Source organism: Variovorax sp. LjRoot290 (genome assembly GCF_964253985.1).
Taxonomy (GTDB): domain Bacteria; phylum Pseudomonadota; class Gammaproteobacteria; order Burkholderiales; family Burkholderiaceae_C; genus Variovorax.
In genome coordinates this window covers 453,963-465,868 of the sequence record NZ_CAXURW020000001.1, presented here as the reverse complement: position 1 = coordinate 465,868, position 11,906 = coordinate 453,963, and the positions used below count along the sequence as shown (strand labels likewise).

16 protein-coding genes are annotated in these 11,906 nt (G+C 64.6%); 9 read left to right on the top strand and 7 right to left on the bottom strand.

Annotation, left to right across the window (positions count from 1 at the left end; genetic code table 11):
* Positions 1-40: 40 nt before the first annotated feature.
* From atpG to ACSQ9A_RS02420, 7 genes are all read right to left on the bottom strand, one after another.
* A complete protein-coding gene (gene atpG, locus ACSQ9A_RS02450; RefSeq protein WP_093104873.1) occupies positions 41-916 on the bottom strand; it encodes a F0F1 ATP synthase subunit gamma in 876 nt (291 codons plus the stop codon).
* 21 nt (positions 917-937) lie between these two features.
* Entirely contained in the window at positions 938-2,491 is a 1,554-nt protein-coding gene (atpA, locus tag ACSQ9A_RS02445; protein WP_214696543.1) for a F0F1 ATP synthase subunit alpha, read from the bottom strand.
* Positions 2,492-2,528: 37 nt separating this feature from the next.
* The gene (locus tag ACSQ9A_RS02440) at positions 2,529-3,059 is read right to left on the bottom strand and encodes a F0F1 ATP synthase subunit delta (protein ID WP_436302553.1); all 531 of its coding nucleotides are present in this window, start codon (positions 3,057-3,059) and stop codon (positions 2,529-2,531) included.
* 8 nt (positions 3,060-3,067) lie between these two features.
* Positions 3,068-3,538, bottom strand: a complete 471-nt coding sequence (locus tag ACSQ9A_RS02435) for a F0F1 ATP synthase subunit B (RefSeq protein ID WP_093104866.1) — start codon at positions 3,536-3,538, stop codon at positions 3,068-3,070.
* A gap of 80 nt (positions 3,539-3,618) precedes the next feature.
* Positions 3,619-3,882 carry a F0F1 ATP synthase subunit C gene (gene atpE, locus ACSQ9A_RS02430; RefSeq protein WP_019657641.1) on the bottom strand — a complete coding sequence of 88 codons (264 nt, stop codon included), beginning with the start codon at positions 3,880-3,882 and terminating at the stop codon, positions 3,619-3,621.
* Positions 3,883-3,943: 61 nt separating this feature from the next.
* Entirely contained in the window at positions 3,944-4,813 is an 870-nt protein-coding gene (atpB, locus tag ACSQ9A_RS02425) for a F0F1 ATP synthase subunit A (RefSeq protein WP_436302552.1), read from the bottom strand.
* Positions 4,814-4,816: 3 nt separating this feature from the next.
* Positions 4,817-5,317: an ATP synthase subunit I gene (locus ACSQ9A_RS02420; RefSeq protein ID WP_436302551.1), complete on the bottom strand. Its 501-nt coding sequence runs from the start codon at positions 5,315-5,317 to the stop codon at positions 4,817-4,819.
* 171 nt (positions 5,318-5,488) lie between these two features.
* Between ACSQ9A_RS02420 and ACSQ9A_RS02415 the strand changes: the two genes are divergently transcribed.
* The 9 genes from ACSQ9A_RS02415 (at position 5,489) to ACSQ9A_RS02375 (ending at position 11,890) form a co-directional block, all read left to right on the top strand.
* On the top strand, positions 5,489-6,394 hold the full coding sequence (locus tag ACSQ9A_RS02415) for an aminotransferase class IV (RefSeq protein WP_436302550.1): 906 nt from the start codon (positions 5,489-5,491) through the stop codon (positions 6,392-6,394).
* Positions 6,391-6,687, top strand: coding sequence for a YbeD family protein (locus tag ACSQ9A_RS02410; RefSeq protein ID WP_093104854.1), 297 nt, complete (start codon positions 6,391-6,393; stop codon positions 6,685-6,687). The genes ACSQ9A_RS02415 and ACSQ9A_RS02410 overlap by 4 nt, the downstream gene beginning before the upstream one ends.
* Positions 6,684-7,364 (top strand): lipoyl(octanoyl) transferase LipB, encoded by a 681-nt coding sequence (gene lipB / locus ACSQ9A_RS02405; protein WP_436306242.1) that lies wholly within the window; start codon positions 6,684-6,686, stop codon positions 7,362-7,364. Before ACSQ9A_RS02410 ends, lipB begins: the two co-directional genes overlap by 4 nt.
* A 19-nt stretch (positions 7,365-7,383) precedes the next feature.
* On the top strand, positions 7,384-8,367 hold the full coding sequence (gene lipA, locus ACSQ9A_RS02400) for a lipoyl synthase (RefSeq protein ID WP_436302549.1): 984 nt from the start codon (positions 7,384-7,386) through the stop codon (positions 8,365-8,367).
* Positions 8,368-8,710: 343 nt separating this feature from the next.
* Positions 8,711-9,193 (top strand): type IV pilin protein, encoded by a 483-nt coding sequence (locus tag ACSQ9A_RS02395; protein WP_436302548.1) that lies wholly within the window; start codon positions 8,711-8,713, stop codon positions 9,191-9,193.
* Positions 9,184-9,666, top strand: a complete 483-nt coding sequence (locus ACSQ9A_RS02390; RefSeq protein ID WP_436302547.1) for a GspH/FimT family pseudopilin — start codon at positions 9,184-9,186, stop codon at positions 9,664-9,666. Before ACSQ9A_RS02395 ends, ACSQ9A_RS02390 begins: the two co-directional genes overlap by 10 nt.
* A 33-nt stretch (positions 9,667-9,699) precedes the next feature.
* Positions 9,700-10,275 (top strand): type IV pilus modification protein PilV, encoded by a 576-nt coding sequence (gene pilV, locus ACSQ9A_RS02385; RefSeq protein WP_436302546.1) that lies wholly within the window; start codon positions 9,700-9,702, stop codon positions 10,273-10,275.
* A complete protein-coding gene (locus ACSQ9A_RS02380) occupies positions 10,272-11,342 on the top strand; it encodes a PilW family protein (RefSeq protein ID WP_436302545.1) in 1,071 nt (356 codons plus the stop codon). Before pilV ends, ACSQ9A_RS02380 begins: the two co-directional genes overlap by 4 nt.
* Positions 11,339-11,890 (top strand): pilus assembly PilX family protein, encoded by a 552-nt coding sequence (locus ACSQ9A_RS02375; RefSeq protein WP_436302544.1) that lies wholly within the window; start codon positions 11,339-11,341, stop codon positions 11,888-11,890. Before ACSQ9A_RS02380 ends, ACSQ9A_RS02375 begins: the two co-directional genes overlap by 4 nt.
* Positions 11,891-11,906 lie beyond the last annotated feature (16 nt).

Sequence of the window (11,906 nt, the reverse complement as noted above, 5' to 3'; positions counted from 1 at the left end):
TAAAAATTAAATCTGGTTGAGGTCGAAGGACCGAAGGTCTTCAGACGCCTGCGGCCGCCGCAGCGCCCGAAACGATCTCCGACAGCTCTTTGGTGATGCCGGCCTGGCGGGTCTTGTTGTAGACCAGCTTGAGCTCGTCGATCACGTTGCCGGCGTTGTCGGTGGCGGACTTCATGGCGACCATGCGCGCCGACTGTTCCGACGCCATGTTCTCGGCCACGGCCTGGTACACCAGCGACTCGACGTAGCGCACCAGCAGTTCGTCGATCACGCTCTGGGCATCGGGCTCGTAGATGTAGTCCCACGAGTGCTGGCCCTTTTCCATCTTCATCGACTCGGCGGCCAGCGGCAGCAGCTGCTCGACCACCGACTCCTGGCGCATCGTGTTGATGAACTTGGTGTAGCAGAGGTAGACCGCGCTGAGCTTGCCCTCGGCGTACGCGTCGAGCAGCACCTTGACCGGGCCGATCAGCTTGTCGAGGTGCGGCGTGTCGCCCAGCTGGGTGACATGCGAGACCACGCGGGCGCCGATGCGGTTCAGAAAGCCCAGGCCCTTGTTGCCGATCGCCACCGCCTCGACGGCGACGCCGGCCGACTGCTGCTCGCGCAGCTTGGTCGTCACGACGCGCAGCACGTTGGTGTTCATGCCGCCGCACAGGCCCTTGTCGGTCGTCACGACGATGAAGCCAGCGGCCTTCACGTCGTTGACCTTCATGAAGGCGTGCGTGTACTCCGGGTTCGCCTGGCCGAGGTTGGCCGCGATGCTGCGGATCTTCTCGCTGTAGGGGCGGGCGGCGCGCATGCGTTCCTGCGCCTTGCGCATCTTCGACGCGGCCACCATTTCCATGGCCTTGGTGATCTTCTTGGTGTTCTCCACCGATTTGATCTTGCCGCGGATTTCCTTACCAGCTGCCATTGGGGCTCCTTGCGTGGTCGATCAGGCGAACGACTTCTTGAACGCCGTGACGGCGGCCGTCAGCTCGGCCTCGGTGTCCTTGTCGATCGCCTTGGCCTGCTCGATCTTGTCGAGCAAGGGGGCGTGGCTGGACTTGAGGAACTGGTGCAGGCCGTGTTCGAACGACAGCAGCTTCTTCACGTCGATGTCGTCCAGGAAGCCCTTGTTCACCGCGAACAGCGAGGCACCCATCAGCGAGATGGGCAGCGGGCTGTACTGGGCCTGCTTCAGCAGTTCGGTCACGCGGGCGCCGCGGTCGAGCTGCTTGCGGGTGGCTTCGTCGAGGTCGGAAGCGAACTGCGCGAAGGCCGCGAGTTCACGGTACTGCGCGAGGTCGGTACGGATACCGCCGGACTGGGCCTTGATGACCTTGGTCTGCGCTGCCGAACCCACGCGCGACACCGAGATACCGGCATTGATGGCGGGACGGATGCCGGCGTTGAACAGGTTGGTTTCCAGGAAGATCTGGCCGTCGGTGATCGAGATCACGTTGGTCGGAACGAAAGCGGACACGTCGCCGGCCTGGGTTTCGATGATCGGCAGCGCGGTCAGCGAACCGGTCTTGCCCTTGACTTCACCTTTGGTGAAATCTTCAACGTACTTTTCGTTCACGCGAGCGGCACGTTCGAGCAGACGGCTGTGGAGATAGAACACGTCGCCGGGGTAGGCTTCGCGGCCCGGCGGGCGGCGCAGCAGCAGCGAGACCTGGCGGTAGGCCACGGCCTGCTTGGACAGGTCGTCATAGACGATCAGCGCGTCCTGGCCGCGGTCGCGGAAGTACTCGCCCATCGTGCAGCCCGAATACGCGCTCACGTACTGCATGGCGGCCGATTCGGAAGCCGAGGCGGCCACGACGATGGTGTAGTCCATCGCACCGGCCTGTTCCAGCGCGCGCACCACGTTCTTGATCGAAGAAGCCTTCTGGCCGATCGCGACGTAGACGCAGGTCATGTTCTGACCCTTCTGATTGATGATCGCGTCGATCGCCACCGCGGTCTTGCCGGTCTGGCGGTCGCCGATGATCAGCTCGCGCTGGCCGCGGCCGATCGGCACCATCGAGTCGATGGACTTCAGGCCGGTCTGCATCGGCTGGTCGACCGACTTGCGGGCGATCACGCCCGGGGCGACCTTCTCGATCACGTCGGTCATCTTGGCATTGATCGGACCCTTGCCGTCGATCGGCTGGCCCAGCGCGTTGACCACGCGGCCAATGAGCTCGGGGCCGACCGGCACTTCCAGGATGCGGCCCGTGCACTTGACGGTGTCGCCTTCCGAGATGTGCTCGTACTCGCCCAGAATCACGGCGCCGACCGAGTCGCGCTCGAGGTTCAGCGCCAGGCCGAAGGACGGCGTGCCGTCCGCCGTGGGCGGGAACTCGAGCATTTCGCCCTGCATCGCGTCCGACAGGCCGTGCACGCGCACGATGCCGTCGGTCACCGACACCACGGTGCCCTCGTTGCGGATGTTCGCGCTGACGCCGAGGCCTTCGATGCGGCTCTTGATCAGTTCGGAAATTTCTGCGGGATTGAGTTGCATGACTCTTTCCTTCTTTCTTTGTAAGGGGCTGACGGCCTCAGGCTGCCAGCGCAACTTTCATTTGTTCGAGGCGCGCCTTGACGGAGGTGTCGAGCACCTCGTCACCCACCACCACACGAATGCCGCCGATGAGGGCCGGCTCCTGCTGGACCGTGACCTGCAGCTTGCGGCCGAAGCGCTTCTCGAGCGCCGCAGCAACGCCATTCAACGCTGCCGCATCGATCGGGAAGGCGCTGTACACCACGGCGTCGGACGAACCGCTTTGCGCATTCGCCAGGGCCCGGAACTGCTTTGCGATTTCCGGCAGCGCCGAAAAGCGCCCGTTCTCGAGCAGGGCCGTCAGGAAGTTGTTGGCGGCAGCCGGCAACTCAGCGCCGTAAGCGCCGGCGATGACGCCGAGCACCTGCTCGGGCGTGACCTTGGGGTTGTCCGCGAACTGCTGGAGTTCGGGGCTGGCGGCGATGGCGGCGACTTTTTCGAGCCAGGCGCCGGCGCCTGCCAGGTCCGACGACGACGCCTTGAAAAGCGCTTCGGCGTAGGGACGTGCAATGGTGGCGAGTTCTGCCATGGCTTTGATCAGAGTTCGGTCTGCAGGCGGGCGAGCAAATCGGCGTGCACGGCCGGATTCACTTCCTTGCGCAGGATCTGCTCGGCGCCCTTGACGGCCAGCGCGGCCACCTGCTCGCGCAGCACCTCGCGCGCCTTCACGGCCTGCTGCTCGGCTTCGGCGCGAGCGGCGACGACGATCTTGTTGCCTTCTTCCGTGGCGCGGGCCTTGGCCTCTTCAACGATGGCCTGCGCACGACGTTCGGCATCGGCAAGACGTTGCGCGGACTCGTTGCGCGCCTTGCCCAGTTCGACTTCCACCCGCTTGTCCGCATCGGACAGCGCGGCCTTGGCCTTGTCGGCAGCGGCCAGGCCATCGGCGATCTTCTGGGCACGCTCATCCAGCGCCTTGGCGATCGGCGGCCACACGAACTTCATCGTGAACCCGACAAGAATCAGGAACACGATCATCTGGACGATCAGGGTACCGGTAATGCTCACTTTTTACCCTCTCTGTGGGATTGAATCCGAAGCCGCTCCCCGAGGAACGACAGGGGTTCGATGAGAAAGCCTGGACCCGATTACTTCGGCAGGTTGGCGATTTGCGAGAGGAACGGGTTGGCCGTTGCGAACCACAGCGCGATACCGGTACCGATAATGAACGCGGCGTCGATCAGACCGGCCAGCAGGAACATCTTGGTTTGGAGTTCGCCCATGAGCTCGGGTTGGCGTGCGGCCGACTCGAGGTACTTGCTGCCCATGATGCCGATGCCGATACATGCGCCCACAGCGCCCAGACCGATGATCAGGCCGGCGGCCAGTGCAACAAAGCTAATAACTTCCATGATGACTCCTAGAGGACTTTGGTTGAAGAGAAAAGAAAAAACGAAAAACTAAAAGAGCGGATCAGTGGTGATCGTGCGCCTGGCCCACGTACACCAGCGCCAGCATCATGAACACGAAGGCCTGCAGCGTGATGATCAGGATGTGGAAGATGGCCCACGCGGTGCCCGCGATGATGTGGCCGAGCGCCAGGAACACGCCCGTGGCCGACAGCGTCCAGGCGCCGCCCATCAGTGCGATGAGCAGGAAGATCAGTTCGCCGGCGTACATGTTGCCGAACAGACGCATGCCGTGCGACACGGTCTTGGCGATGAACTCGATCAGCTGCATCGCGAAGTTGAAGGGATAGAGCGCCCAGTGATTGCCGAAGGGCGCCGTGAACAGCTCGTGGACCCAGCCGCCGAGGCCCTTGATCTTGATGTTGTAGTAAAGGCAGATCAGCAGCACCGAGAGGGACAGGCCCATGGTGACCGACAGGTCGGCGGTGGGAACGACGCGCAGGTAGGCATGGTGCGGGTCGCCGCCGGCCACGCCGAAGATCCAGCCCCAGATCGCCGGGAACAGATCGACCGGGAACAGGTCCATCGCATTGAGCATGAAGATCCACACGAAGATCGTGAGCGCCAGCGGTGCCACGAACTTGCGGCTTTGCGCGTTGTGGACGATGCCCTTGGCCTGCTGGTCGACCACTTCGATCAGTATCTCGACCGCCGCCTGGAAACGACCCGGCACACCCGAAGTGGCCTTGCGGGCGGCCAGCCAGAGCACCCAGCAGCCCAGCACACCCAGCGCAATCGAGAAGAAAAGCGAGTCGAGGTTGAAGACCGAGAAGTCGGCGACGCCGTTCGGCTTCGAGCTCTGAAGATGCGTCAAGTGGTGAACGATGTATTCACCAGCGGTCTGACCATGTTCCGCAGCGTTTTCAGCAGCCATCCGTTACTCGTCTTTAAGTTTCAAGCGCCGGGGAGCCAGCATCACTGCCACCCACGCCGCCTTCATTGTCACCACCAGTCCGACCAGCATCGCCGGCCAGCTCAGCGCCGTTACCAGCCTTGGCGCGGCGATCAGCATCGCCACCGTCAAGGCCATCTTGACCATTTCCCACAAGAAGAATCCGAACACCGCAGTGCCCGGATTCAGGGAAGAGAACCTTCCGGTGAGCCCCCGCGCGAACACCGCAGCGGGAATGACCACTGCCAGTGCGCCGTATCCGGCGGACCACCCCAGATTTTGCCTCCCTGTCAGGCCCCAGGCGGCCAACGCCACCAGCAGCCCCGCTCCGACCTGAACCGCGATCACGCGCCAGGGCGAGATCGACGGCTTCTTTTCGCGCAGCCGCTGGGCCTCTTCGGCGGTCAACGGCTTGAAGTCAGCATCCGGGTCTTGAGCGTCCTCTCGGACTTCCCTCTCTCTCACATCGCGGGCGATTGTTTTCATTTCGAATGAAGCCCGGATGACGACCCAGAATTTCTACAAAGCCATTGATTATAAGTAAAAACCCATGGCTCTCCGCCATGTTCCGGGCCGAGCTCGCAAAACATCCTTGCCCCGCGCTGCGGCAAGCGCGAGACGTTGGAAAGCACAGGAGTGCCCCCACCATAATCTCTTATGCACCCGATCACCGACGCCCTCCCCGACTCGCTCTGCTACCTCGACGGCAGCTACGCGCCGCTGCGCGACACCAAGGTCAGCGTGCTCGACCGCGGCTTCATCTTCGGCGACGGCGTCTATGAAGTGGTGCCGGTCTATGGCGGCGTGCCTTTCTGCTTCGAGGAACACATGGCGCGGCTGGACCGCTCGCTGGGCGAGCTGCGCATCGCCAATCCGTTGACGCATGGGCAGTGGCACGCGATTGCGATGCGTCTCGTCGAGGCCAGCCCGCCTTCCGAGCGCGCGGCCGTGCAGGCCATCTACATCCAGGTCACGCGCGGCGTGGCCCCGCGCGAGCATGCGATGGTGCAGGGTCTCGTGCCCACCGTCTTCGTCATGCTGAACCCGATGAAGCCGGTGTCCGACGCGATGCGCGCCAGGGGCGTTGCCTGCGTGAGCGCGCACGACTTCCGCTGGCAGAAGGCGCACATCAAGAGCACCAGCCTGCTGGGCGCGGTGCTGGCGCGGCAGATCAGCGTCGAGGCCGGCGCGGCCGAGACCATCATGTTCCGCGGCGACTGGCTCAGCGAGGCCTCGTCGAGCAACGTCTGGGTGGTGAAGGACGGCACGGTCTACGGACCGCCCAAGGACGAGCTGGTGCTGGCCGGCATCCGCTACGGGCTGATCGAGCACATCTGCGCCGAGGCGGACATCCCCTTCTCGCTGCGCCGCATTGCACGCGACGAAGTCTTCGGCGCCGACGAACTGCTGCTGTCCTCGGCCAGCAAGGAAGTGCTGCCGGTGGTCACGCTCGACGGCCAGACGATCGGATCGGGGCGTCCCGGCCCGGTCTTCCAGGCGCTGCATGCGGGCTACCAGCGAGCCATCGAACGCAGCGCGCAAGAGCAAGGAGTTCCCGCATGAGCACAGCCCCCGACACCCCACCGATCGACGCACGCAAGGAATCGCTGATCGAGTACCCCTCGCAGTTCCCGATCAAGGTCATGGGCGTCAAGGCCGATGGCTTCGTGCATGCGGTCACGCTGATCGCCGAGCAGTTCGATCCGAACTTCGACGCCAGCACCATCGAACTGCGCAACAGCAAGGCCGGCAACTACCTCGGCGTGACCATCACCGTCACTGCCACCAGCCGCGAGCAGCTCGACGCCATCTACATGGCGCTGTCCGCGCATCCGATGGTCAAGGTGGTGCTCTGAGCAAAGCGCTCGAGGCCGTGTGGCTCGGCCGCGTCGCCTACGCGCCGACCTACGCGGCGATGCAGCAGGCGACGCGGGAGCGCACGCCCGACACCGCCGATACGCTCTGGATCTGCGAGCACCCGCCGGTCTACACCCAGGGCCTGGCCGGCAAGGCCGACCATGTGCTGAACCCCGGCGACATCCCCATCGTGCAGACCGACCGCGGCGGCCAGGTGACCTACCACGGCCCCGGCCAGGTGGTGGCCTATCCGCTCGTCGACCTGCGGCGCGCCGGCTACTACGTGAAGGAATACGTCTTTCGCATCGAGGAGTCGGTGATCCGCACGCTGGCGCACTTCGGCGTCACCGGCCACCGCGTGGGCGGCGCGCCGGGTATCTATGTGCGGCTTGACGACCCGTTCTCGCATGCCGCACTGACCGGCCCGACGCAACCCGCCGACCCCTTCCGCGGCCTGGGCAAGATCGCCGCGCTGGGCATCAAGGTCAGCCGTCATTGCACCTACCACGGCGTCGCGCTCAACGTCGCGATGGACCTGGAACCCTTCTCGCGCATCAACCCCTGCGGCTACGCAGGGCTCGAAACCGTCGATCTTTCTACAATCGGCGTTCAAACAACCTGGGACGAAGCCGCGCAGGTGCTGGCCAACAAGCTGGCCGCCTACCTCGCGCCTTGAGCCCCACTCAAGAGAAGCCATGAGCACCCTCGAAGTCGTCCGCGATGCCCAAGGTCCCGACAGCTACAACCCCCTGGCCAAGCAGAAGGCCGCGGCCAAGCTGTCGCGCATCCCCGTCAAGGTGATCCAGCAGGGCGAAGTGCTCAAGAAGCCCGACTGGATCCGCGTCAGGGCCGGCAGCCCGACCACCCGCTTCTACGAGATCAAGCAGATCCTGCGCGAGAGCAACCTGCACACGGTCTGCGAGGAAGCCTCCTGCCCCAACATCGGCGAGTGCTTCGGCAACGGCACGGCCACCTTCATGATCATGGGCGACAAGTGCACGCGGCGCTGCCCCTTCTGCGACGTCGGCCACGGCCGGCCCGATCCGCTGGACAAGGACGAGCCGCTGAACCTCGCGAAGACCATCGCCAAGCTGCGCCTCAAGTACGTGGTGATCACCAGCGTCGACCGCGACGACCTGCGCGACGGCGGCAGCCAGCACTTCGTCGACTGCATCCGCAACATCCGCGAGCTCTCGCCGCAAACGCAGATCGAGATCCTGGTGCCCGACTTCCGCGGCCGCGACGACCGCGCGCTGGCAATCCTCAAGGCCGCGCCGCCCGACGTGATGAACCACAACCTGGAGACCGCGCCGCGCCTCTACAAGGAAGCGCGCCCGGGCAGCGACTACCAGTTCAGCCTCAACCTATTGAAGAAGTTCAAGGCCCTGCATCCCGAGGTGCCGACCAAGAGCGGCATCATGGTCGGCCTCGGAGAAACCGACGAAGAGATCCTGCAGGTCATGCGCGACATGCGCGCGCACGACATCGACATGCTGACCATCGGCCAGTACCTCGCGCCCAGCAGCAGCCACCTGCCGGTGCGCCGGTACGTGCACCCGGACACCTTCAAGATGTTCGAGGAAGAGGCCTACAAGATGGGCTTCAGCCATGCGGCGGTCGGCGCGATGGTGCGCAGCAGCTACCACGCCGACCAGCAGGCGCACGCGGCCGGGGTCTAGGCCTCGAGCGCAAGCCTCTGCCCGGGGGCTTCAGCGCGCGAGCGCACACGCCTCACACGCCAGTGCCAGCAAGTGCCCGCAAGTGCCTTGCGCACTCGGCCTGCTCAACGTAAAAAACCCACTGCGGATTCTCGAGGCGCGAGCAGATCGCGTGCGCCGTGGCCTGTGCGTGCGCGCCTCGTTTTTCGTCCATCTCGCAGGCCTCGAAGGCTGCGCCATTTCACTCGCCCCGCCCAGGCGTGAACTTGTGCGCGAAAAGCCTGATCGCCGAATGTGAATTTTTCACATTGTTACCATACAGTCACCGTTTTGACTTTCTGGGCGCTCGAAGGGATTGGCCTCCATGCATCAGTTTCTGGAACTGCCGTCGACTGCATTCACGCTGCCAAGCCGGCGTGCGCGCTGCAATGGGCAAATGCAATCGCGTGGCTTCACCCTGATCGAGTTGATGGTGACGGTGGCGATCGTCGCCATCCTGGCAGCGATCGCCTATCCCTCGTACACCAATTACATCGTTCGTTCTAATCGATCGGCCGCCCAGGGCTACATGCTCGAGCTCAGCAACCTGCAGCAGCGCTACCTTTTGGACGCGCGGATCTACGCCCCGAATCTGGCTGCGTTGAACTATCCACCTCCGTCGAATGTGTCGTCCAACTACACCATCGCGACGGCCCCCAAGGCCGGCACGACACCGCCGGGATTCACGATCACCGCCACGCCGATCGGCGGTCAGCTCGCCAGGGACTCCGCCTGCGCGAATCTGAGCATCGACGAAGCGGGAGCGAAGGGCGCGTCTGGCACCAGCGGAGCTCCGGGATGCTGGTAAGCCGTCGCCGCACGCGCCGCCACGTGCGCGGCTTCACCCTGATCGAACTGGTCACCGTGATCACGGTGATGGGCGTCCTCGCTGCTCTTGCGCTGCCCTCGTTTCGCGCCTTCGTTGCGAACCAGCGCATCCGCAACGTTTCCTTCGACTTGATGGCGGCGCTCACGCTCGCTCGCAGCGAAGCCGTGACCCGCAATCGCAGCGTCGATCTGGCAAAGAAAGTCAGCGCCTGGGACGAAGGCTGGGAAGTGAAGGACAGCGCCAACGTCTTCCACAGCCAGCTGGCCTACAAGAACCTCGCCATCAGCGACTCGAGCGACCTTGACGTCATCACCTATGGCAAGGACGGCCGCACCGTGACCACGAGCACCAAGTTCACCATCGCGCCGTCGCCCGCCATGGCAGGCGTCAATTCGCGCTGCATCTCCATCGGGCTGAGTGGCCTTCCAAGCAGCAGCATGGGGGCTTGCTAGATGCCGCCACGCATTCCGGCTCGCGCGTGCCGCATGGCCGCCCCCCAGCATGGGGTCGCACTGATCGAAGTCCTGATCACGCTCGTGATCCTGCTCTTCGGGTTGCTCGGCCTGGCAGGCGTGAGCAGCCGCGCCAACGTTGCCGAGATGGAGGCCTACCAGCGGATCAAGGCCTTGCAGCTCGTGCAGGACATGGCCGATCGCCTCAATGCGAACCGGAAGGTCGCGAGCTGCTATTCGAATGGCGCCACCGGCGTGCAGTTGAGCGCGACCAGCACCACCGTGCCGGCCTGCACCGCCGGCAACGTGCAGCAGCAAACCCAGGTTGCGGCCGATCTCACGGCCTGGAAAGACTTGATCAACGGCCAGGCCGAAACCCAGTCGGGCGCCAAGCTCGGCGCCATGATCGGCGCCGTCGGCTGCGTGACCCTCGACGACGCCGCCAACAACATCTATCTGATCGCCGTGTCGTGGCAAGGTCTGGCCAAGACGGCCGCGCCGACCCTGGCCGATGGCAGCACCGCCTTTCCCTGCGGCAATGGAGCCTACGGCGACGAAAAATTGCACCGAGTGGTCACGACCAAGGTGCGGATCGGGGCGTTGTCGTGAGAGCGCGCATGCATTGCGGCTACCGGCGGCACAACCGCGGCTTCACGCTGGTCGAGCTGATGGTGGCCATCACGCTCGGCCTGTTCCTGATGATCGGCCTGATCAGCCTGCTGGTCTCCACCGTGGGCTCGCGCTCCGAGCTCGACAAGACCGGGCGCCAGATCGAAAACGGCCGCTACGCACTCCAGGTGCTCAGTGAAGACATCCAGATGGCCGGTTTCGTCGGCGCTTCCTCGAGCACCGCTTTCGCGACCGTGGCGCCGGTGGCCTGCCCCACGAACATCGCCGCCCTCGGCTACTTTGCAATGACGAGCCCGGGCACCTCCACCGTTCCCTTGCCGATCCAGGGACTGAGCAGCACGCCGAGCTGCATCAGCAATGTCATGGCGGGCACCGCGATGTTGATCGTCACGCGCGTCAGCACCACCGCCGTGACTCCCGCATCGGCAGTCGCGGCCGAGGCCTATCTGCAGGTTTCGAGCTGCGCGAACGACACGCTGCCCTTTGCGGCCGCAGCGGGCGCCTCCGCGGCCAGCTTCCCGCTGATGCAGAAGGACTGCCTGCCGAGCAAGCTTGCGCCGCTGCGCAAGATCGTGCAGCACGTGTACTTCGTGAGCACCTGCAATGTGTGCGGCACCGACACCATTCCCACCCTCAAGATGGCCGAGTACCTGGACGGCGAGATGAAGATCACCCCGCTGGTGGAAGGCATCGAGAACCTGCAGCTCGACTACGGGGTCGACATGGACGCCAACGGCTCCCCGGACTGCTACACCAGCAATCCGGCCAGCCCGCCGGCGGCGGAAATTGCCGTCGCGGTGTGCCCGCAAACCACGCCGGCCTACGACTGGACCGTGGCGCTGACCAACTGGGCCAACGTGATGGCCATTCGCATCCACGTGCTGGCGCGCAACACCGAGCCCAGCGGCGGCTGGACCGACGCCAGAACCTACGACATGGGCCTGGCCGTGCCGGCCGCAGGCCCCTTCAACGACCGCATCAAGCGCCACGTCTACAGCACGGTCGCGCGCCTGTACAACAGCTCGGGCCAGAGGGAAACACCATGAACCGCTCCAGGCGCAGCGCCGCGCCGCGCATGCAGGCAGGCGCCACCTTGCTGGTCTCGATGATCTTTCTGACGGTGATCACGCTGATCGTCGTTTCGTCCATCAAGGCCGTTAACGTCAACACCAAGCTGGTCGGCAACATGCAGACCCAGAAGGAGGCCGGCGCGGCCGCGCAGCAGGCGATCGAAAGCACGATCAGCGCTGACTTCACTTCGCTGCCGGTGGACAGCACGTCGGTGATCGACATCAACAACAGCGGCCAGGCCGGCTCGGCCTACACCGTTGTCGTGCCGGCACCGCTTTGCACCGGCGTCAAGGCGATCAAGCTGAGCGAGCTGGACGCCACCAACACGGACGACCAGCCCTGCTATGCCAGCGGCGCTGCGCAGAACACGGGCATCGTCGGCTCGGGCGCGGGCGGCAATTCGCTGTGCTCGCACTCGAACTGGGAAGTCAATGCCACCGCCACGCCGCCCGGGAGCACGGAGCCGGCCCCGACCGTGCACCAGGGCATCGCCGTGCGCGTGGCCGTTGGCGCCGCATGCTGATCAATCAGGAGTAGGA

Excerpts from the sequence above, each read along its gene's own strand:
- atpA (WP_214696543.1), bottom strand. The coding sequence starts at position 2,491 with ATGCAACTCAATCCCGCAGAAATTTCCGAACTGATCAAGAGCCGCATC.
- lipA (WP_436302549.1), top strand. The coding sequence starts at position 7,384 with ATGAGCACCCTCGAAGTCGTCCGCGATGCCCAAGGTCCCGACAGCTAC.
- pilV (WP_436302546.1), top strand. The coding sequence starts at position 9,700 with ATGGCCGCCCCCCAGCATGGGGTCGCACTGATCGAAGTCCTGATCACG.
- ACSQ9A_RS02440 (WP_436302553.1), bottom strand. The coding sequence starts at position 3,059 with ATGGCAGAACTCGCCACCATTGCACGTCCCTACGCCGAAGCGCTTTTC.
- ACSQ9A_RS02415 (WP_436302550.1), top strand. The coding sequence starts at position 5,489 with ATGCACCCGATCACCGACGCCCTCCCCGACTCGCTCTGCTACCTCGAC.
- atpG (WP_093104873.1), bottom strand. The coding sequence starts at position 916 with ATGGCAGCTGGTAAGGAAATCCGCGGCAAGATCAAATCGGTGGAGAAC.
- ACSQ9A_RS02375 (WP_436302544.1), top strand. The coding sequence starts at position 11,339 with ATGAACCGCTCCAGGCGCAGCGCCGCGCCGCGCATGCAGGCAGGCGCC.
- atpB (WP_436302552.1), bottom strand. The coding sequence starts at position 4,813 with ATGGCTGCTGAAAACGCTGCGGAACATGGTCAGACCGCTGGTGAATAC.
- ACSQ9A_RS02390 (WP_436302547.1), top strand. The coding sequence starts at position 9,184 with ATGCTGGTAAGCCGTCGCCGCACGCGCCGCCACGTGCGCGGCTTCACC.
- ACSQ9A_RS02420 (WP_436302551.1), bottom strand. The coding sequence starts at position 5,317 with ATGAAAACAATCGCCCGCGATGTGAGAGAGAGGGAAGTCCGAGAGGAC.
- ACSQ9A_RS02410 (WP_093104854.1), top strand. The coding sequence starts at position 6,391 with ATGAGCACAGCCCCCGACACCCCACCGATCGACGCACGCAAGGAATCG.
- atpE (WP_019657641.1), bottom strand. The coding sequence starts at position 3,882 with ATGGAAGTTATTAGCTTTGTTGCACTGGCCGCCGGCCTGATCATCGGT.
- ACSQ9A_RS02395 (WP_436302548.1), top strand. The coding sequence starts at position 8,711 with ATGCATCAGTTTCTGGAACTGCCGTCGACTGCATTCACGCTGCCAAGC.